We start from the raw sequence: 21,070 nt of genomic DNA, 5'->3' as shown, positions 1-21,070 counted from the left end.
CGCTTTACTCTTGCATCAAATCCGGCAAACCGGCAGTTTCCTGACAATGAAACTTCGCGCTTACACACCCTATGATGGATCATCCAGGCCGTTCACCATCGGTCTGATGCCGCTCGATATCGGCAGGTGGATCGAGCCTGATGCCGATCTGGCGCGCTATCTCGGCGAGAAGCGCAGCCTCATCGGTGCCCATCGCGAGGACGTGTTTGTCGCCGAACACGAAACGCTGGCGGCACAGGAAGAATGTCTGGCGCTGCTTGCGGACTATCTCTGCTCTGCCCATCCCGATCTGTATGCCCGCCACGGCAGCGTTATCGAAACGGTGGGCACCAAAGTTGATCTCGCCGACAGCACACTGCCGCCGCTGGTGAGAGCCGGCCTCCTTGTTGCCGATGATCTCGTCATCATGCGCCGCAAGGATGATGGCTGGCATTTGGTCGCAGGCCACGTCTCCTTCCCGTCTTCCTGGTCGCTGCAGGAAAAGTTCGGCCGTCCGATGCATGCGATCCATGCGGATGTGCCCGGTTTCAGCGAAGGCACGCGCAACGCCGCGCTGATCACCCGCATCTTCGACAATCTGCAGGTCACCCAGCCGGTCGAGCGGATGAACTGGTCGGTCAACACGACAGGCGATCTCTTCCTGCCGCTCTCCAAGCACCGCCGCCCGCCTTCTGCCGACGATTTCACGCTCGCAGAACGCTTCGCCCGCGTCGAGCGGCAGACGCTGCGCAAGCTTCCCGTTTCCGGCGATATCGTCTTCACCATCCGCGTCTATGTCGATCCGATTGTCGCGATCGAGCATCACCCGCGGGCCGCAGAACTCGCCTCAAGCTTCGCGTCACAACTCGACGCGCTGGACGAACATCAGGCCGCCTACAAGGGATTGACGCTGCAGAAAGCTGACCTCGTGCAGAAGCTGCACAGCCTTGCACAGCAGCTGGCCCCCGCCTGATATTTGCTTTCCCGGACCAAACGCTCTTTATTGTGACGCCATTTTATGGTTAGAGCCGGTCACTTCGCTTATTTTCAGCGCATTTTGAAGAATTCTTGAGGCTATCGCCTTCGTCGCCTTCCACAGGAGAAAAGAATGACGGAACAGAACCACCCGGTATATGCCGAAATTACCGGCCCGATCGTCATGATCGGCTTTGGCTCCATCGGCCGCGGCACGCTGCCGCTGATCGAGCGCCACTTCAAGTTCGACAAGAACCGGTTGGTTGTCATCGACCCGCGCGAAGAGCCGGGCGACATGGAAATCCTCAAGAAGCACGGCGTCCGTCATATCAAGGAATATGTGACGAAGGACAACTACAAGGACCTGCTGAAGCCGCTCCTGACCGAAGGCGAAGGCCAGGGCTTCTGCGTCAACCTCTCGGTTGACACCGGTTCGCTCGACCTGATGAAGCTCTGCCGCAAGCTCGACGTTCTCTACATCGACACCGTCGTCGAGCCTTGGCTCGGCTTCTATTTCGACAAGAGCATGAAGAACGCCGACCGCACCAACTACGCGCTGCGCGAAACCGTGCGCAAGGAAAAGGAAAAGAACCCGGGCGGCGCAACGGCCGTTTCCACCTGCGGTGCAAACCCGGGCATGGTTTCCTGGTTCGTCAAGCAGGCGCTGGTCAACCTCGCCAACGACACCGGCCTGAAGTTCGAAGAGCCGGATCAGCATGACCGCGAAGGCTGGGCCAAGCTGATGAAGAAGCTTGGCGTCAAGGGCGTCCACATTGCCGAGCGCGATACGCAGCTCACCAAGACCCCGAAGCCGCTCAACGTTTTCTGGAACACCTGGTCGGTCGAAGGCTTCATCTCCGAAGGCCTGCAGCCGGCGGAACTCGGCTGGGGCACCCACGAAAACTGGATGCCGAAGAACGCCAAGAAGCACAAGAAGGGCAACAAGGCAGCGATCTACCTCGAGCAGCCGGGCGCCAACACCCGCGTGCGCACCTGGTGCCCGACGCCTGGCCCGCAATACGGCTTCCTGGTCACCCACAACGAGTCCATCTCGATCGCCGATTACTTCACGGTGCGCGACAAGGACGGCGAAGTGACCTTCCGCCCGACCTGCCACTACGCCTATCATCCCGCAAACGACGCCGTTCTGTCGCTGCATGAGATGTTCGGCAATGGCGGCACGGCGCAGCCCGTGCACCACGTTCTCGACGAGGACGAACTGGTCGAAGGCATCGACGAGCTCGGCGTGCTGCTCTACGGCCACGAGAAGAACGCCTACTGGTTCGGCTCGCGCCTGTCGCTCGAAGAAACCCGCCGCATCGCGCCGTACCAGAACGCCACCGGCCTGCAGGTCACCTCGGCCGTTCTCGCCGGTATGGTCTATGCGCTCGAAAACCCGAAGGCCGGCATCGTCGAAGCCGACGAGATCGACTACAAGCGCTGCCTCGAAGTGCAGCTGCCTTACCTCGGCCCGGTCGAAGGACACTACACCGACTGGACCCCGCTCGATGGCCGCCCGGGCCTCTTCCCCGAGGACATCGACACCAAGGATCCGTGGCAGTTCAAGAACATCCTGGTTCGCACGTAATCGCGAACCGGCAGAGACAAAATGCCCGCCGAAAGGCGGGCATTTTTGTAACGCCTGCTGTGTAATTTCGCTTGCAGCTTGCAGAAGGCTTGCCTTGGCGGCCGCCTCGCGCCATGTTTTTTCCAGAACTTGCGGATATGGTCCGCCGCCAATCGCCGGAGAAGCTTTATGAAGTTGAGAAATATTGCCGCGCTCGCGGCTGCAGCAGCAGCGCTCGCAGCTTGTGTTTCCTCTGATCCCCGTCCTATGCCGGTTTCCACCCGCGCCGCGCCAACGGGCGTCGAAGGCGCATGGCGCGATCCGAACGGCATCGTATCGACCTTCCAGGCTGGCACCTTCACCACCCGCACGACCGACAGCAACCAGCTGCTGGCATCCGGCACCTATGTGAACACCGGACCGTCTCTGGTGGAAATCAACATGACCTCGCTGGTGCGCAAGACCCAGTCCAAGGTCAACTGCGCACTGGTCAATCAGGGCCAGCTGAACTGCACCTCGGATGCCGGCGCGCAATTCACGCTCACACGCAGCCTGTAACCACACTTCACCGATTGCCGAAAATGAAAAGCTCCCCTTCACGGGAGCTTTTTTGTTTACCGCCACTTGGAAAGCGCGGGCATTGGCCCAGCTTTTCGCTTGCGGTTGCGCAGGTGAGATGAAAACATCCGGCGCGCCGGGTGAAAACGGCTAAGAGGGATCGGCGAAACAGCCAGGGGTAAGCGCTGCCGCCGGAAAATCAGGAGAACAGGATGACGAAATCCTTTAGTTTCGGTCTGCTGACGGCATCCATGCTGGCGCTCAGCACGGGCGCGGCTTTCGCCGACTATCAGCTCAATATTCTTCACATCAACGATTTCCATTCCCGCATTGAATCGATCAACAAGTTCGATTCCACCTGCTCTGCCGAGGAAGAAGGCAAGAAGGAATGCTTCGGCGGCGCCGCCCGCCTGAAGACCGCCATCGACCAGCGCCGCCAGGCCCTCTCCGGCCAGAACGTGCTGCTGCTCAACGCCGGCGACAACTTCCAGGGCTCGCTGTTCTATACGACCTACAAGGGTGCCGCCGAAGCCGAAGTGCTGAACGCCATGAAGTTCGACGTCATGACCGTCGGCAACCATGAATTCGATGACAGCGAAGACGGCCTCGCCACCTTCCTCGACAAAGTGCAGTTCCCGGTCATTTCGGCCAACGTCCTTGCCGGCGACGGTTCGAAGCTCGGCGACCGCATCAAGCCATCGCTGGTTCTCGATGTCGGTGGCCAGAAGATCGGCATCGTCGGCGCGGTCACCAACGACACCGAAGAACTCTCCTCGCCCGGCCCGAAGGTGCTGATCGCCGACGACGTCGCCTCGATCACCGCAGCCGTTCAGGACCTGAAGGCGCAAGGTATCAACAAGATCATCGCGCTGACCCATGTCGGCTACCCGCGCGATCTCTCGGCGATCGCCAAGATCCCAGATGTCGACGTCGTTGTCGGCGGCCACTCGCACAGCCTGCTGTCGAACACCGATCCGAAGGCCGAAGGCCCCTATCCGACGCTGGTCGACAACCCGGGCGGCTACAAGGTTCCGGTCGTTCAGGCGGCATCCTACAGCAAGTATCTCGGCGATCTCGTCGTCGATTTCGATGACAACGGCGTCGTCAAGAGCGCCAAGGGCGATCCGATCCTGATCGATTCTTCCTTCACCCCGGATCCCGCGCTCACTGCCCGCATCGCCGAGCTTGCCAAGCCGATCGAAGACCTGCGCAAGAAGGTTATCGGCGCGTCGGAAGGTCCGATCGAGGGTGATCGCACCATCTGCCGCGTCCAGGAATGCTCGATGGGCAATCTCGTCGCCGATGCCATGCTCGACCGCACCAAGAGCCAGGGCGTCCAGATCGCCATCCAGAACGGCGGCGGTCTGCGCGCCTCGATCGATGGCGGCGAAGTCACCCAGGGCGAGGTCATCACCGTTCTGCCCTTCCAGAATACGCTGGCCACCTTCCAGCTGACCGGTGCCGACGTCGTCAAGGCGCTCGAAAACGGTGTCAGCCAGATCGATCAGGGTGCCGGCCGCTTCGCGCAGGTTGCCGGTCTGAAATACAGCTTCGACGTCTCCAAGCCGGTCGGCAGCCGCGTCAGCGATGTGCAGGTTAAGGACGGCGATAATTTCGTCGCCATCGATCCGGCCAAGACCTACGGCGTTGCGACCAACAACTTCATGCGCGCTGGCGGCGACGGCTATTCGATCTTCGAAACAGCAGGCAAGAATGCCTACGACTTCGGCCCCGATCTTGCCGATGTCACCGTCGGATACCTGACGGCACATAACCCTTACAAGCCCTATACCGACGGACGCGTGACGGCGATCGCAGCCGCTGGTGCCGCCGCACCGGCAGCGCCTGCTGCGGCCCCAGCGGCAGCAGCACCGGCCGCCGCTCCCGCTGCGGCACCGGCTGCGGCTGCTCCGGCAGCGGCAACGCCCGCCAGCCACGTCATTGCTGCTGGCGACACGCTCTGGGATCTCGCCAAGCAGTTCTACGGCAATGGCGAACTCTGGAAGAAGATCTCCGAAGCCAATGGCAGCCCGAACCCGCGCCGCCTTGTTGTCGGCGAGGAGCTGAAGCTCCCGGCGAAGTAAGACGATTTGTCCCGATCTCGAAAGCCGGTCCGGGGTTTCCCGGGCCGGCTTTTCTACTTATAGGGTTGAACCGATCGCGTCCGGCTGCGTATGAGCCGGCGAAGACATGAGAGCGTTGGGGCCAGAATGACCGTTGAACTTTCGAACCGCCCGGCGGAACACCCGCCCGTGACCTTTGGCAAGGTGGGCGTGCTGCTCGTCAATCTCGGCACACCGGATGGCACCGACTATTCCTCGATGCGCCGCTACCTCAAGGAATTCCTGACCGACAAGCGCGTCATCGAATGGTCGCCCTGGAAATGGTACCCGATCCTGTTCGGCATCGTGCTCAACACCCGCCCCGGCAAGGTCGGCAAGGCCTATGAGCTGATCTGGAACAAGGACAAGGACGAGAGCTACCTGCGCACCTATACGCGCAGCCAGTCGGACCTGATGGCCAAGCGCCTGAAGGACATTCCCAACGTCGTCGTCGATTGGGCGATGCGCTACGGCAATCCGTCAATCGCCTCGAAGATCGACAGCCTGAAGGCCGCCGGATGCGACCGCATCGTGCTTTTCCCGCTCTATCCGCAGTACGCGGCAGCAACCACGGCAACGGTCAACGACAAGGCGTTCCAGAAGCTGCTCACCATGCGCTGGCAGCCTGCCCTGCGCACGATCCCCGACTATCACGACGACGAGACCTATATCGAGGCGCTCGCCAACTCGGTGACCAACCATCTCGCCACGCTGGACTGGAAGCCGGAGATGATCCTTGCTTCCTTCCACGGCATCCCGATGTCCTACTTCAAGCAGGGCGATCCCTATTACTGCCAGTGCCAGAAGACAGGCCGGCTGCTCCGCGAGCGTCTCGGACTGTCGAGAGACAAGTTCATGGTCACCTTCCAGTCCCGCTTCGGCCCTGAGGAGTGGCTGCAGCCCTATACCGACAAGACGGTCGAGAAGCTGGCGCAGGACGGCGTCAAGAAGATCGCGGTCCTCAACCCCGGCTTCGTGTCCGACTGTCTCGAAACGCTGGAAGAGATTGCCGAGCAGGCAGCCCACTCCTTCCATGAGAACGGCGGCGAGAAATTCGCGCATATTCCCTGCCTGAACGACAGCGAAGACGGTATGCGCGTGCTCGAAAAGGTGGTGCGGCGTGAGCTTCTCGGCTGGGTCTGACCCAGCCAGCGGCTTTTTGTTGCGGATCATTGCAAATAACGGGATAAGTCTCCACGTTTGATGTGTGCCGGATATTCCGGCAACAACCGGTGGAGGAATTTCATGGTCCTGGGCGGCTTCGACATCGTCGTCATCGCACTCGTCATCTTCGTTATTCTGGTGCTCTTTGCGGGCGTCAAGACGGTGCCGCAGGGCTATCGCTATACGATCGAGCGCTTCGGCCGCTACACGCGGACGCTGGAGCCCGGCCTCAACCTGATCACTCCCTTCATCGAGCGTGTCGGCGCCAAGATGAATGTCATGGAACAGGTCCTGAACGTGCCGACCCAGGAGGTCATCACCAAGGACAATGCCTCGGTTTCCGCCGATGCCGTGTCCTTCTATCAGGTGCTGAACGCCGCGCAGGCCGCCTATCAGGTCTCCAACCTGGAAAACGCCATCCTCAACCTGACGATGACCAACATTCGCTCAGTGATGGGCTCGATGGATCTCGACGAGCTGCTCTCCAACCGAGACGCGATCAACGACCGCCTGCTGCGCGTCGTCGATGAGGCCGTGCACCCCTGGGGCATCAAGGTCACCCGTGTCGAGATCAAGGACATCCAGCCGCCCCGTGATCTCGTCGATGCCATGGCCCGCCAGATGAAGGCGGAGCGCGAGAAGCGCGCCCAGGTTCTCGAAGCCGAAGGTTCGCGAAACGCCCAGATCCTGCGCGCCGAAGGCGCCAAGCAGTCGGCGATCCTGCAGGCCGAAGGCCAGCGCGAAGCCGCCTTCCGCAACGCCGAAGCGCGCGAACGCCTAGCCGAAGCCGAAGCCAAGGCAACTAAGATGGTGTCCGAAGCGATTGCCGCCGGCGACGTGCAGGCGATCAACTACTTCGTGGCGCAGAAATACACAGAAGCCCTGACGTCGATCGGCTCGGCCCCCAATTCCAAGGTGGTGTTGATGCCGATCGAGGCGTCCTCCATTCTAAGCTCGCTGAGCGGCATCGGCGCCATCGCCAAGGAAGTCTTCGGCGACGGCAGCACCCCACCCGCCCCGCAGCCTTCCCGCCAGGTCACCCAGCGCAGCACGCCACCCGTAAACCCGTTCAACCAGAACCCGGAGCGCTGACGCATGCTGGCACGCATCGTTGCAGAGCTTGGCCCGTGGAGCTGGTGGGTGATCGGTCTGATCCTGCTTGCCGCCGAGATGATCGTGCCCGGCTTCTTCCTGGTGTGGATCGGCCTTGCGGCGCTCGCCGTCGGCGTCCTTTCGCTTCTCCTATGGGACGCAGGCTTCTGGGTCTGGGAAGTGCAACTGATCCTTTTCGCGGCCTTTGCCGTGGCGACAACTTTCGTTGGCCGCAAGCTGACGCTGCGCCACGACGCAACGGACGAGCCCTTCCTCAATCAGCGCGGCGCAAGCCTCGTCGGCCGCACGGCAACGCTGGCCGAGCCGATCCGCGAGGGACGCGGCCGGATTCGTCTCGACGATACGATATGGCAGGTGATGGGGCCTGACCTTCCGGTCGGCACCCGCGTCAAGGTCGTTGCCAGCAATGGCCGCGACCTGACGGTTGAGGCCGCCTGATCAGGCGACGCCGATCCGCAAGAGATCGTGGAAATGGATGAGCCCGACCGGCCGGTTGTCGTCATCGACGACGATCAGCGCGCCGATATGGTGCTTGTTGAGCAGCGCCAAGGCAGCAGTTGCCAGTACACTCGGCTTCACCACCTTCGGCGTCCGCGTCATGATGTCATCGACAACAAGTTCCGCGAGGTTGCGCGTAAGATTGCGCGCCATGTCCCCTTCGGTCACGATGCCGCAAAGCCGGCCGTCCTGATCGAGAATGCCGACGCAGCCAAAATGCTTGCGCGACAGAACCTGGATCGCATCCGGCACCGGCGTGCCCTGCGGCACCAGCGGCACGCGCTCGCCGGTATGCATGATGTCACCCACATGCGCCAGGCTGGCACCCAGTTTCCCGCCGGGATGAAACACATGGAAATCGCGCGCCGTGAACCCGCGCGCCTCAAGCAGCGCTACCGCCACTGCATCGCCGACTGCCAGCTGCATCAGTGTAGAGGTGGTTGGCGCGAGACCGTTCGGGCAGGCTTCCTCCTCGTTCGGAACGAGAAGCACCACATCCGAGGCCTTGGCGAGTGACGATTCCGCGCCGCAGGTGATCGAGATCAGCGGGATCGAAAACCGGCGCGTATAGGAAATGATGCTGCGAAGCTCAGCACTCTCGCCGCCCTTGGAGATCGCCAGAACCAGATCGTCCCTGGCAATCATGCCGAGATCGCCGTGATTGGCTTCGGCGGCGTGTACGAAGAAGGCAGGCGTTCCTGTCGAGGCGAATGTCGCAGCCAGCTTGGCGCCGATATGGCCGCTCTTGCCGACGCCCGTCACAATCACCCGGCCACTAATGCCGCCGATCGTTTCGACCGCTTGGGAGAATGGGCCGGAAAGCCCGTTGTCGAGCGCGCGCTCGAGCGCCTCGAGACCGCGCCGTTCCGTCGTGATGGTCCGCTTCGCGGATTCCAGCACACTGTTCTCGGCCAGATTGACAGCTTTCCTCATCATGAGCCTGCGTTAGCGCTTTTCACTGTGGCTGTCCATTGCTGTCTCGGTCGAAACGACGGCCCGAAGGCACCAGTCTAAACGAATGATTAACTATGACGTTTTACTTTCAGGTAACGAGTTGAAGCATGCCACACGCGGATTCTGAATGGGCAAGGAACGTGATACGAGCAGTTTGACGCCGCTCCGTGCGACGCGCTTTGCCGTGTCTGCCGTTCTCCTGGCCACCGCAGCACTGCCGCAGGCCGCATTCGCCCAATCGTCGCAGAGCTACCGCAGCGGCACATCCTCCTCCCAATATTCTTCCGGCGGCAACACCGGCGACCAGCAGACACAGGCGGCCGACCTGGATGGCGATGGTGTTCCGGATCCGGGCCAGCCCGGCGTGCCCTCCCCCGATGACACCGCAACCGGCACCCAGACCGGCGCCGCCCAGCAGAACGGCACGTCATCCACGACGGCATCAGGCGATCAGCAGCCGAGCGACGAGACGACAGGCTCGATCCTCGACGAGGACATGCGCCGCCTCAACACCCGCGAACCGGCGATCGACGAACGCCGTCTGCCGCGCAAGGCCGACGATGCGTTGACCGAGAAGGATACCGATGGCATCCGCGTCGGCACCTTCATCCTGCGCCCGTCGATTACGCAGTCGATCAATACCGAGACGACCAAGGAAAATGGCACCAAGGAAAGCCGCGGCTTCCTGCAGACCGATGGCAACGCGACGCTCACATCCGACTGGGCGCTGCACCAGCTGACCGTCACCAGCCAGGGCAGCTGGCAGCAGAACATCAGCGGCGAAGGCGAAGAGCAGCCCTCCTTCCAGATCGACGGCGATCTGCGCCTCGATCTGCCGGAGGATACGGTCGCGCATCTGAAGGGCGGCTACCGCTTCTACCGTGAAGACACCGACGATCCGAACGCCATCTCCGATGCCAGCAAGCAGTCGAATGTTCAGGAATTCAGCACCGGTGCTTCAATCGAGCGCGACTTCGGCGTGCTGCGCGGCACCACCGAACTCGATGTCGTCAGGACCATCTATTCCGACGTGACGCTGGCAAACGGCACGGACGTTTCTCTCAGCGACCGCGACCAGACCGCCGGCACCTTCCGCGCCCGCATCGGCTACGAGCTCTCCCCGGCACTCATCCCCTTCATCGAGGGCACTGTAGGCAAGACCGCCTACGACGAGACCCGCGACAGCTCAGGCTACGCCCGCTCCGGCAACAGCTACGGCGCCAAGGCCGGCGTGCAGGTCGATCTCGGCGAGAAGCTCAGGGGCGAAGTCAGCGCCGGATACGAAACCGCAAGTTTCGACGACGACCGCCTGGCCTCGATCGATACGGCGACTGTCGACGCCAATATCCTCTGGTCGCCGCTGCGCGGTACCAATGTCAATTTCGACCTGCAGACCAGCATCCAGCCTTCCACGACGCCGGGGCTGAGCGGCTATGTCTCGCACGCCTTGACGACGACGATCACGCATCAGCTGCGCGACAACCTGCAGGCAACGGTTCTGGGTGGGGTGACGCTGCGCGACTATCCGGCCGGAGCGAGCAGCGATGAGACGGTCTATACGACGAGTGCCGGTCTCATCTGGAACATCAACCGCTATCTCGATCTCACCAGCACTCTCGGCTACGAGCTGACGACGCGGGATGAAGGCACCGACTCGCAGCAATGGCGAGCCGGTGTCGGTTTGCGGCTGAAGCGCTAGGTCTTAAAGACCCTTCAGCAGAGCCTTGAAGCCGTCCTCGACGGTCGGGCGGATATCCGCACGGTCGAGCGCGAAGGCGACGTTGGCGAGGATGAAGCCATCCTTGGCGCCGCAGTCATAGGTCGTTCCCTTGAAGTGATAGCCTGCGAAATCCTGCGACGTCAGAAGCTTCAGCATGCCGTCGGTCAGCTGGATTTCGTTGCCCGCGCCACGCTCCTGGGTTTCGAGAATCTTGAAGACCTCCGGCTGCAGGATGTAGCGGCCGTTGATGAAGAAGTTCGACGGTGCGGTGCCCTTGGCAGGCTTTTCGACCATGCCGGTGATGCGGAAGCCTTCACCGATCGCCTCGCCGACACCGACGATGCCGTATTTGTGCGTCTGATCCGGCTCGCATTCTTCGACGGCGATGATGTTGCCGCCGCTCTGAGCATAGAGATCGATCATCCCCTTCATGCAGCCCTTGCCCTCGGCCTTCATGATCATGTCAGGGAGCAGCAGCGCGAACGGTTCGTCGCCGACGATCTCGCGGGCGCACCAGACGGCGTGGCCGAGGCCGAGCGGCTCCTGCTGGCGGGTGAAGCTGACGGTACCAGCCTTCGGCAGCTGGCCGGCGAGCAGCGTCATCTCGGCTTTCTTGCTGCGCTCGCGCAGCGTCTGCTCCAGCTCGAAATGGATGTCGAAATAGTCTTCGATGATGTGCTTGTTGCGGCCGGTGACGAACACGAAATGCTCGATACCCGCTTCCAGCGCCTCGTCGACCACATACTGAATGATCGGTTTATCGACGACGGTCAGCATTTCCTTCGGAACGGCTTTGGTTGCCGGAAGGAACCGCGTTCCAAGACCTGCGACCGGGAATACCGCCTTACGAACCTTTTTCTGCTGCGTCACGTAGAACCTCCTGGGGGGCTTATCGCTTTGAACTCAAGCTATTTGGGGTGAATTAAGCTAAATTCGCTACTGTTTTACAAATGATGACGGGAAGACGTTGTCATGGTAAAGAATTTGTTGACTTCGTTCCGGTAGTCTCGGGTCCGGACGGAATGCCCCTCCGCCGCACTTGTAACAGAGATGACGGATACGGACTGCCGATGACCAAAAATCACAAATACTCCCTTCGTGGTCTTGCTCTCGCCCTCGTTGTGACCGCTTCCGCCGGATTGGCTCCGCATAACGCAGCCGCCGACCAACGGTTCCAAAAGTGGATCGCGGACTTTTATCAAACTGCCGCGCAAAATGGCATCAGCAAGGCAACGTACCGCAAAGCCTTCGCGGGAGTGACCGAACCCGACCCTACAGTCCTTGAAAAGGCGGCTTTTCAGCCGGAATTCACCACCAAGATTTGGGACTATGTGGATTCCCGGGTTAACCCCTATACAGTCGAGATCGGCCGCAAAATGGCCGCAAAGCACGCCTCGACCCTGAACGCCATCGAGCGCCATTTCGGCGTCGACAAGACGATCATTCTCGCCATCTGGTCGATGGAATCGAATTACGGCGCCGTGCTCGCCAAAGACGACCGCCTGCATTACGTGCCGCGCGCACTGGCAACGCTTGCCTATGCCGATGAGCGCCGGGCGAAATTTGCCCAGAAGCAGCTCATTGCCGCACTCAAGATTCTGCAGAACGGCGATATCTCCGCCGACGGCATGACCGGTTCCTGGGCCGGCGCCATGGGCCACACGCAGTTCATCCCGACCAGCTACCTGCTTTACGCCGTCGATGCCGACGGCAATGGCCATCGCGACATCTGGAACTCGGTTCCGGACGCATTGGCGACTTCGGCCAACCTCTTGGCCAAGAACGGCTGGGACACAGGCAAGACCTGGGGCTACGAAGTCCAGGTTCCCGCAAGTGCTGCCAAGCAGGCAGGTAAGACCCACACGCTGGCGCAATGGGCCGCGATGGGCCTGACCCGTCCGAACGGCAAAAGCTTCAAGGACGCCTCCACCAAGGCGCAGCTGAAAATGCCGGGCGGCCCGGGCGGCCCCGGCTTCCTTATGACCTCGAACTTCTTCACCATCAAGAAATACAATGCTTCCGACAGCTATGCTCTCGCCGTCGGTCTGCTTGCCGACGAGATCGCCGGCTATGGCGGCATGAAGCAGCGCTGGCCGCGGCCAGATGGTACGCTCGATGTGAAGGAAAAGTTCGAGCTCCAGACCCGTCTGAAGACGCTCGGCTATTACGACGGCGAAGTCGATGGCAATTTCGGCTCCGGCTCGAAAGCGGCCATTTCGGCAGTCCAGCAGCGTCTCGGCATGCAGACGGATGGCGAGCCTTCGCTTCCTCTTCTGAACGCGCTGCGGCGCTAACAGGAAGAATCCGCGGCACAAATCGCGTTGTGAGTGGACGATTGCGCCCACTCCATGCGAAAATGGCGTGAGATGCGGGGCATGACCATGCGGAAGTCTGATCACAAGCGGAAACTCGGCGGACGAACGCTGCTGACGGCTGCGTTGGCGCTGTCGTTCGGTGTGACTGCGCCTGTCCATTTTGCCGACGCACAGGAGCGCTATCAGCGTCGCTCGATCCTCGATTTCTTCCTCGGCCGCCGCGCCGTCGAAGAAGAATATCCGCCAGCGCCCGATGTCCAGCGGCCCCGCCCGCAGAAGAAGCGCACTGCGCCGCCCAAGGCAGCGGCTGCGCCAAAGGCCGTGGCGCCCGTGCCCGATGAGGACGTCGTTCAGAAGCAGGAAAATGCCCAGAAGATCCTGATCGTCGGCGACTTTCTGGCAAGCGGCCTCGGCGATGGTATGACCGAAGCCTTCAAGACCTCTCCCGGCGTCGTCATCGATGCCCGCGGCAACGTCTCCTCAGGCCTCGTGCGTGACGACTACTACGATTGGCCAGAACAACTGCTGAAGATGATGGACGAGGTGAAGCCTGCCATCGTCGTCGTGATGATCGGCGCCAACGACCGCCAGCAGATGGCGATCAACGGCACCAAGGAGAAATTCCGGACCGACGCATGGTATGCCGAATACCAGAAGCGTGTGCTGAATTTCGGCAGGGAAGTGACAAGCCGCAAGATCCCGCTGCTTTGGGTCGGTCTCCCGGCCTTCGATTCGGATTCGATGACGGCGGATGCCGTGCAGATGAACCAGCTGTTCCGAAAACAGATCGAAAGTGCCGGCGGCGAGTTCGTCGACATCTGGGACGGCTTCGTCAACGAGGGTGGCGAGTTCATCGTCACCGGTTCGGATATCAACGGCCAGCAGGTACGCCTGCGCACCTCCGACGGCATCAACCTGACGCAGGCGGGGCGCCGCAAGGTTGCCTTCTATGTCGAGAAGCCGGCACGCCGCATTCTCGGCACCCAGGCGAGCCCGGACCTGGTGCGCCTCGACACCAGCAACCTGCCGAGCCTCGGCCTGCCGGAACCCAACGCGCCGCACACGCAGCCGATCAGCCTCTCCGATCCCAATCTCGACGGTGGATCCGAACTGCTCGGCGCCAAGGCACCGCCGGTATCGCTGACGAAATCGCCACGCGACATTCTGGTGCAGGACGGCATGGTCGAACAGGCGCCCGCCGGCCGCGTCGATGATTACAGGCTTCCCGCCGCCAAGGAACCGAAGCAGGTTTCCGCAAAATAAAAAGGGCCGCAAAAGCGGCCCTGCTTTTTCAGATCAAGCTTCCGATCAACGCGGCAGAACCGTCGAGCCCATCAGCGCTTCATCGATCGCGCGCGCGGCCTGGCGGCCTTCGCGGATTGCCCAGACGACCAGCGACTGGCCACGGCGCACGTCGCCGGCGGTCCAGAACTTGTCGACAGAGGTCTTGTAGTCCTTGTCGTTGGCAACGACGTTGGTCGAGCCGCGGCGGTCGGTGTTCAGCGTCAGCTTGCCGTCGAGTTCCTTGAGCACGCTGTCGGTGAACGGGCCGCGGAAGCCGATGGCGATGAAGGCCAGATCGGCCTTGATCACGAACTCCGTGCCGGGAACCGGCTTGCGGCGCTCATCGACTTCGCAGCACTTCACGCCGGTCAGCACGCCATCTTCTCCGACGAATTCGAGCGTTGCGACCTGGAATTCGCGGACAGCGCCTTCGGCCTGCGATGACGAGGTGCGCATCTTCGTGGCCCAGAACGGCCAGACGGCGAGCTTGTCTTCCTTTTCCGGCGGCTGCGGGCGGATGTCGAGCTGGGTCACCTTGACGGCGCCCTGGCGGAACGCCGTGCCGACGCAGTCCGATGCGGTATCGCCACCACCGACGACGACGACATGCTTGGCACCGGCCAAGATCGGATCCGCCTGCCAGCCGACGCTGTCGATATTCTCGCGGCCGACGCGCTTGTTCTGCTGCACGAGATAAGGCATGGCGTCATGAACGCCTGCGAAATCCGTGCCCGGAATACCGGCCTCGCGCGGGGTTTCCGAACCGCCGCAATAAAGCACCGCGTCATGATCTGCCAGGAGCTGCTCGACCGTCACATCCACGCCGACATTGACGCCGCAATGGAAGGTAACGCCCTCGCCCTTCATCTGCTCGACACGGCGGTCGATGAAGTTTTTCTCCATCTTGAAATCAGGGATGCCGTAGCGCAGCAGGCCGCCGGCCTTGCTCTCGCGCTCATAGAGATGAACCTCGTGACCAGCGCGGCCGAGCTGCTGGGCAGCCGCCATGCCGGCCGGACCCGAACCGATGATCGCAACCTTCTTGCCGGTATGAACGGTCGCCGGCTGCGGGCGGATGAAGCCGAGCTCATAGGCCTTGTCGGCAATCGCCTGTTCGACCGTCTTGATCGCCACAGGCGTATCTTCGAGGTTCAGCGTGCAGGCTTCCTCGCAGGGCGCGGGGCAGACGCGGCCGGTGAACTCCGGGAAGTTGTTGGTGGAATGCAGGTTCTGGATCGCTGCTTCCCAGTTGTTGTTGTAGACGAGGTCGTTCCAGTCCGGGATCTGGTTGTGAACCGGGCAGCCGGTCGGGCCATGACAATAGGGGATGCCACAGTCCATGCAGCGAGCTGCCTGCTTCTGCACTTCCGGGTCAGACATAGGGATGGTGAATTCGCGGAAATGCCGGATACGATCCGACGCCGGCTGATACTTCGCAACCTGCCGGTCGATTTCCAGAAAGCCTGTAACCTTACCCATATTTTTGTCCCTTACCCTCATGACCGCCTCGCCTGCGGCCAGTTGTCCATCATCAGCCTCAGCTCTGGAGGCAGGTTGCTTCTTTCGACCGTCATCAGCACATATCCCCTGAGATCCATCCGCGCGGACCAGCAGCAGGATGCTGCCACCAATCGGCACGGGTCATTTGAAGATAGTCCGGTCATCCGCCACGCACTCGGCGCGGCGGACTTCTTTGCAAATTATTCCGCAGCGATACCCATCCGGGCGCGCTCCATTTCCTCAAGCGCACGGCGGTACTCGACCGGCATGACCTTGCGGAATTTCGGGCGGTAGTCGGCCCAGCCGTCCAGAATCTGCTTCGCGCGGGTGGAGCCCGTGTAGTGCAGATGGTTGGAAATCAGCTGATAGAGGCGCTCCTCGTCGTGACGCGTCATGTCACCGGAGACGTCGACACGCCCCTTGTGCGCCAGATCGCCGCCGTGATGATGCAGCTTCTCCATCATGTCGTCCTCTTCCGGAACCGGCTCGAGTTCGACCATCGCCATGTTGCAGCGCTTGGCGAAATCGCCGATCTCGTCGAGAACGTAAGCCACGCCACCGGACATGCCGGCCGCAAAGTTGCGCCCCGTTGCGCCGAGCACGACGACAACGCCGCCGGTCATGTATTCGCAGCCGTGGTCGCCCACGCCTTCGACGATGGCGATCGCACCCGAGTTACGGACAGCAAAGCGCTCGCCCGCGACACCGCGGAAGTAGCATTCACCCTCGGTCGCGCCGTAGAGAACGGTGTTGCCGACGATGATCGAATCTTCCGCGACGATCTTCGAATTTTCCGGCGGACGAACGATGATCTTGCCGCCCGACAGGCCCTTGCCGACATAGTCGTTGCCGTCGCCGATCAGGTTGAAGGTGATGCCGCGGGCCAGGAACGCGCCGAACGACTGTCCGGCCGTGCCGCGAAGCGTCACGTTGATCGTGTCTTCCTTCAGGCCGCGATGGTTATAGCGCTTCGCGACTTCGCCAGACAGCATCGCGCCTGCCGAACGGTCGACGTTCTTGATATCGACTTCGAAGGCAACCGGGGTCTTTGAGGAGAGAGCCGGCTCCGCCTGCTCGATCAGCTTGCGGTCTAGGATATCGTCGATCGGATGCTTCTGGCGGGTGGTCCAGTAAGTCTCTTCCTTGGCGGCCTCGACCTTGTGGAAGATGCGGCTGAAATCGAGACCCTTGGCCTTCCAGTGCGCCAGCATCTCGTCCTTCTCCAGCAGCTCCGAAGCGCCGACGATATCGTCGAGCTTGGTGAAGCCGAGCGAGGCCAGGATTTCGCGCACTTCGTTGGCGACGAAGAAGAAGTAGTTGATGACGTGCTCCGGCGTGCCCTTGAAGCGCTTGCGCAGAACCGGGTCCTGCGTCGCAACGCCAACCGGACAGGTGTTCAAATGGCACTTGCGCATCATGATGCAGCCGGCGGCGATCAGCGGCGCGGTCGCGAAGCCGAACTCGTCGGCACCGAGAAGCGCACCGATGACGACGTCGCGGCCGGTCTTCAGACCGCCATCGACCTGCAGGGCGATGCGCGAGCGAAGACCGTTCAGCACCAGCGTCTGCTGCGTCTCGGCAAGGCCGATTTCCCATGGTGAACCGGCATGCTTCAGCGAAGTCAGCGGCGATGCGCCCGTCCCGCCATCGAAGCCCGAGACCGTGATGTGGTCAGCACGCGCCTTGGCAACGCCGGCGGCAACCGTGCCAACGCCGACTTCCGAGACGAGCTTGACCGAAACATCGGACGTCGGGTTGACGTTCTTCAGGTCGTAGATCAGCTGTGCCAGATCTTCGATCGAATAGATGTCGTGGTGCGGCGGCGGCGAAATCAGGCCGACACCCGGCGTCGAGTGGCGGGTCTTGGCAACCGTCGCATCGACCTTGTGGCCGGGCAACTGACCGCCTTCGCCGGGCTTTGCGCCCTGCGCGACCTTGATCTGCAGCATGTCGGCATTGACGAGATATTCGGTGGTCACACCGAAGCGTCCCGAGGCGATCTGCTTGATCGCCGAGCGTTCCGGGTTCTGCGAACCGTCGGGCAGCGGCATGTAGCGGTCGCTCTCTTCGCCGCCCTCGCCGGTGTTCGACTTGCCGCCGATCTTGTTCATGGCGATCGCCAGCGTTGTATGCGCCTCGCGGCTGATCGAGCCGAAGGACATGGCGCCCGTCGAGAAGCGCTTGACGATATCGATCGCAGGCTCGACCTCATCAACGGAAACCGGCGTGCGGCCCAGCTGCTCGGCACTCTTGATGTTGAAGAGGCCGCGGATGGTGTTCATGCGCAGCGCCGAGGTGTTCACCATTTCGGCAAACTCGCGGTAGCGGTCCTCGGCATTGCCGCGGACGGCATGCTGCAGCGTGGCAACAGCGTCCGGCGTCCAGGCATGGCTTTCGCCGCGCATGCGGTAGGCATATTCGCCGCCGATATCCAGCGTCGTCGCCAGCAGCGGGTCCTTGCCGAAAGCCGATGTATGGCGCGCAACGGTTTCCTCGGCGATCGCCGAGAGATCGACACCTTCGATCATCGTTGCCGTGCCGAAGAAATACTTGTCGACCAGTTCCTGCTGCAGTCCGATCGCATCGAAGATCTGGCCGCCGCAATAGGACTGATAGGTCGAGATGCCCATCTTCGACATCACCTTCAGGATGCCCTTACCGACAGCCTTGATATAGCGATAGACGACTTCCGAGGCGTCGACTTCCTTCGGGAACTCGCCCTTGGCATGCATGTCGAGCAGCGTATCGAAAGCGAGATAAGGGTTGATCGCTTCGGCACCATAGCCAGCGAGCAGGCAGAAATGGTGTACTTCGCGCGGCTCGCCGGTCTCGACGACGATACCAACAGAGGTGCGCAGACCCTTGCGGATCAGGTGATGGTGGACGGCAGCGGTCGCCAGCAACGCCGGGATGGCGATGCGGTCGGGGCCGAGCTGACGGTCCGACAGCACGATGATGTTGTAACCGCCCTTGACGGCTGCCTCGGCGCGTTCGCAGAGGCGGTCGAGCATTTCGGGCATGCCTTCGGCGCCACGCTCCACGTCATAGGTGAAGTCGAGCGTCTTGGTGTCGAAGCGGTCTTCCGTGTGGCCGATCGAGCGGATCTTCTCGAGATCGCCGTTGGTCAGGATCGGCTGGCGCACTTCCAGACGCTTGGCATTCGCCATGCCGGTATGGTCGAGCAGGTTCGGACGCGGGCCGATGAACGACACGAGGCTCATGACCAGTTCTTCGCGGATCGGATCGATCGGCGGGTTGGTGACCTGCGCAAAGTTCTGCTTGAAATAGGTGTAGAGCAGCTTCGACTTTTCCGACATTGCCGAGATCGGCGTATCGGTGCCCATCGAACCGACGGCTTCCTGACCCGTGGTCGCCATCGGCGACATCAGGATCTTGGTGTCTTCGGTCGTATAGCCGAAGGCCTGCTGGCGGTTCAGCAGCGAAACATCTCGGCGCAGCGCGCGCGGCTCCACCGGCTTCAGGTCTTCGAGGATCAGCTGCGTACGGTCGAGCCAGCTGCGATACGGATGCTTGGTTGCAAGCTCGGACTTCACTTCCTCGTCGGAAACGATCCGGCCCTTTTCCATGTCGATCAGCAGCATCTTGCCGGGTTGCAGGCGCCACTTCTGAACGATGTCCTCTTCCGGAACCGGCAGCGTGCCGGCTTCCGAAGCGAGGATGATGCGATCGTCGTTGGTGACGAGGTAGCGCGCCGGACGCAGACCGTTACGGTCGAGCGTCGCGCCGATCTGCTTGCCATCGGTAAAGGCAACGGCAGCCGGGCCATCCCACGGCTCCATCAGCGCAGCATGGTATTCGTAGAATGCCTTGCGCTCGGCAGCCATCGACTGGTTGCCAGCCCAGGCTTCCGGGATCAGCATCATCACGGCATGCGCCATGGAATAGCCGCCGCGCACCAGGAACTCGAGCGCGTTATCAAAACAGGCCGTATCCGACTGGCCCTCGTAGGAGATCGGCCAGAGCTTGGAGATATCGTCGCCGAACAGCGGCGAGGACACCGAGGCCTGACGCGCCGCCATCCAGTTGACGTTGGAACGCAGCGTGTTGATTTCGCCGTTATGGGCAACCATGCGGTACGGATGCGCCAGCTTCCAGGACGGGAAGGTGTTGGTCGAGAAGCGCTGGTGCACGAGGGCGACGGCGCTCTCGAAGCGCGGGTCCGCCAGATCCTTGTAGTAGGCACCGACCTGATAGGCCAGGAACATGCCCTTGTAGACGATCGTCGCCGATGACAGCGATACCGGATAGAAATTGCTCTCCTCGCCATCGAACTCGTCATAGATGCGGTTGGAGATCACCTTGCGGAGCGTGAACAGGCGGCGCTCGAACTCGTCGTTCGTCGCGGCATCTTCGCCGGCGCCGATGAAGATCTGAACGTGATGCGGCTCGGTGGCGGCGATCTCGGGCGCCTTGGAGAGCGACGAGTTGTCGACCGGCACATCGCGGAAGCCGATCAGAACCTGACCTTCCTCGGTGATGACATCCTTGATCACCTTCTTGAAATGCTCGATCTGCGCTTCGTCGCGCGGCATGAAGATGTGACCGACGCCGTATTCGCCAGCCTTCGGCAGGGTGATGCCCTGCTTCGCCATCTCCTCACGGAAGAAGCGATCAGGAATCTGCACGAGAATGCCCGCGCCATCACCCATCAGCGGATCGGCGCCGACAGCACCGCGGTGCGTCAGGTTTTCGAGAATGAAGAGACCGTCCTTGACGATCTGATGCGACTTCTGACCCTTCATATGCGCAACGAAGCCGACGCCACAGGCATCATGCTCGTTGCGGGGATCGTAGAGGCCCTGCTTTTTCGGCAGTCCGGAGGCGAATTTGCGCGTTTTGGCCGTTGCGCGCGCATTGGCCACAGCACTCTGGTCAAAACTCGTGGATGGCGTCTTGTTCGTCATCGTCTTCGCTCCTGTCAAAGCCCGCGGGGGTCGGCGGGCGGCCTTTCGTCATGCACCGTTCCCGATCTTAGGTCCGGCGCGTGACAGCGCTGTTGCATTGTGAAGATCGGCCGCATGCGTCCGCCAGAAGCGATCCGCCGCGCTCCGCGCCTGTCAGCCGCTTCCGCGCAACCTCAAAGGTCTTGCGCTCGTGCGGACTATAACGTGAAAGCCTGCAAAGGTCAGGACTTTCGGCACCTCTCCGGCCACGAAGGCCAAAATAGGACAACAACCCTGTCCTAATTCACAAGTTCTATGCCAGAATGACGGAGCTCCCGCAAGAGTGATAAATTAAAAAAACATCAAGTTTCGACCGAAAGTTACCAGAAACAATAACTAAGCGACATAAAATTACGCCCTTTTGCACTATTTTGTAT

General features: G+C 61.5%; 14 protein-coding genes. 10 read left to right on the top strand and 4 right to left on the bottom strand.

Annotation, left to right across the window (positions count from 1 at the left end; genetic code table 11):
• Nucleotides 1–46 precede the first annotated feature (46 nt).
• The 7 genes from AC1DV9_RS20970 (at nucleotide 47) to AC1DV9_RS20940 (ending at nucleotide 7,896) form a co-directional block, all read left to right on the top strand.
• Nucleotides 47–952 carry a heme-dependent oxidative N-demethylase family protein gene (locus AC1DV9_RS20970; RefSeq protein ID WP_477949906.1) on the top strand — a complete coding sequence of 302 codons (906 nt, stop codon included), beginning with the start codon at nucleotides 47–49 and terminating at the stop codon, nucleotides 950–952.
• A gap of 135 nt (nucleotides 953–1,087) precedes the next feature.
• Nucleotides 1,088–2,542 (top strand): homospermidine synthase, encoded by a 1,455-nt coding sequence (locus AC1DV9_RS20965; RefSeq protein WP_310297144.1) that lies wholly within the window; start codon nucleotides 1,088–1,090, stop codon nucleotides 2,540–2,542.
• Between the two features lie 168 nt (nucleotides 2,543–2,710).
• Nucleotides 2,711–3,079, top strand: a complete 369-nt coding sequence (gene omp10, locus AC1DV9_RS20960) for an outer membrane lipoprotein Omp10 (RefSeq protein ID WP_112385525.1) — start codon at nucleotides 2,711–2,713, stop codon at nucleotides 3,077–3,079.
• A 212-nt stretch (nucleotides 3,080–3,291) separates the two neighbouring features.
• On the top strand, nucleotides 3,292–5,163 hold the full coding sequence (locus tag AC1DV9_RS20955) for a 5'-nucleotidase C-terminal domain-containing protein (protein WP_477949905.1): 1,872 nt from the start codon (nucleotides 3,292–3,294) through the stop codon (nucleotides 5,161–5,163).
• 126 nt (nucleotides 5,164–5,289) lie between these two features.
• Complete coding sequence (gene hemH / locus AC1DV9_RS20950) at nucleotides 5,290–6,324, top strand: ferrochelatase (protein WP_477949904.1); 1,035 nt, start codon at nucleotides 5,290–5,292, stop codon at nucleotides 6,322–6,324.
• A 102-nt stretch (nucleotides 6,325–6,426) separates the two neighbouring features.
• Nucleotides 6,427–7,437 carry an SPFH domain-containing protein gene (locus tag AC1DV9_RS20945; RefSeq protein ID WP_477949903.1) on the top strand — a complete coding sequence of 337 codons (1,011 nt, stop codon included), beginning with the start codon at nucleotides 6,427–6,429 and terminating at the stop codon, nucleotides 7,435–7,437.
• Nucleotides 7,438–7,440: 3 nt separating this feature from the next.
• Complete coding sequence (locus AC1DV9_RS20940; protein WP_112385529.1) at nucleotides 7,441–7,896, top strand: NfeD family protein; 456 nt, start codon at nucleotides 7,441–7,443, stop codon at nucleotides 7,894–7,896.
• Here AC1DV9_RS20940 and AC1DV9_RS20935 read toward each other — a convergent pair whose 3' ends face one another.
• The gene (locus tag AC1DV9_RS20935) at nucleotides 7,897–8,892 is read right to left on the bottom strand and encodes a KpsF/GutQ family sugar-phosphate isomerase (protein WP_112518078.1); all 996 of its coding nucleotides are present in this window, start codon (nucleotides 8,890–8,892) and stop codon (nucleotides 7,897–7,899) included.
• Between the two features lie 145 nt (nucleotides 8,893–9,037).
• On the opposite strand from AC1DV9_RS20935, the gene AC1DV9_RS20930 reads away from it, so the two are divergent.
• Entirely contained in the window at nucleotides 9,038–10,609 is a 1,572-nt protein-coding gene (locus AC1DV9_RS20930; protein ID WP_477949902.1) for an outer membrane beta-barrel protein, read from the top strand.
• 3 nt (nucleotides 10,610–10,612) lie between these two features.
• Here AC1DV9_RS20930 and galU read toward each other — a convergent pair whose 3' ends face one another.
• On the bottom strand, nucleotides 10,613–11,500 hold the full coding sequence (galU, locus tag AC1DV9_RS20925; protein ID WP_112385532.1) for a UTP--glucose-1-phosphate uridylyltransferase GalU: 888 nt from the start codon (nucleotides 11,498–11,500) through the stop codon (nucleotides 10,613–10,615).
• Nucleotides 11,501–11,700: 200 nt separating this feature from the next.
• On the opposite strand from galU, the gene AC1DV9_RS20920 reads away from it, so the two are divergent.
• Together AC1DV9_RS20920 and AC1DV9_RS20915 are read left to right on the top strand one after the other, a co-directional pair.
• The gene (locus AC1DV9_RS20920; RefSeq protein ID WP_477949901.1) at nucleotides 11,701–12,924 is read left to right on the top strand and encodes a lytic murein transglycosylase; all 1,224 of its coding nucleotides are present in this window, start codon (nucleotides 11,701–11,703) and stop codon (nucleotides 12,922–12,924) included.
• A gap of 87 nt (nucleotides 12,925–13,011) precedes the next feature.
• Nucleotides 13,012–14,208 (top strand): SGNH/GDSL hydrolase family protein, encoded by a 1,197-nt coding sequence (locus tag AC1DV9_RS20915; protein ID WP_477949900.1) that lies wholly within the window; start codon nucleotides 13,012–13,014, stop codon nucleotides 14,206–14,208.
• Nucleotides 14,209–14,253: 45 nt separating this feature from the next.
• Here AC1DV9_RS20915 and AC1DV9_RS20910 read toward each other — a convergent pair whose 3' ends face one another.
• Both AC1DV9_RS20910 and gltB read right to left on the bottom strand, forming a co-directional pair.
• Entirely contained in the window at nucleotides 14,254–15,729 is a 1,476-nt protein-coding gene (locus AC1DV9_RS20910) for a glutamate synthase subunit beta (RefSeq protein ID WP_477949899.1), read from the bottom strand.
• A gap of 200 nt (nucleotides 15,730–15,929) precedes the next feature.
• Entirely contained in the window at nucleotides 15,930–20,654 is a 4,725-nt protein-coding gene (gene gltB, locus AC1DV9_RS20905; RefSeq protein ID WP_477949898.1) for a glutamate synthase large subunit, read from the bottom strand.
• Nucleotides 20,655–21,070: the final 416 nt, after the last annotated feature.

The organism is Rhizobium sp. 01L410 (assembly GCF_056400165.1).
Note: the sequence above shows the minus strand (reverse complement) of the source record. Positions and strands in the feature narration are given on the sequence as shown.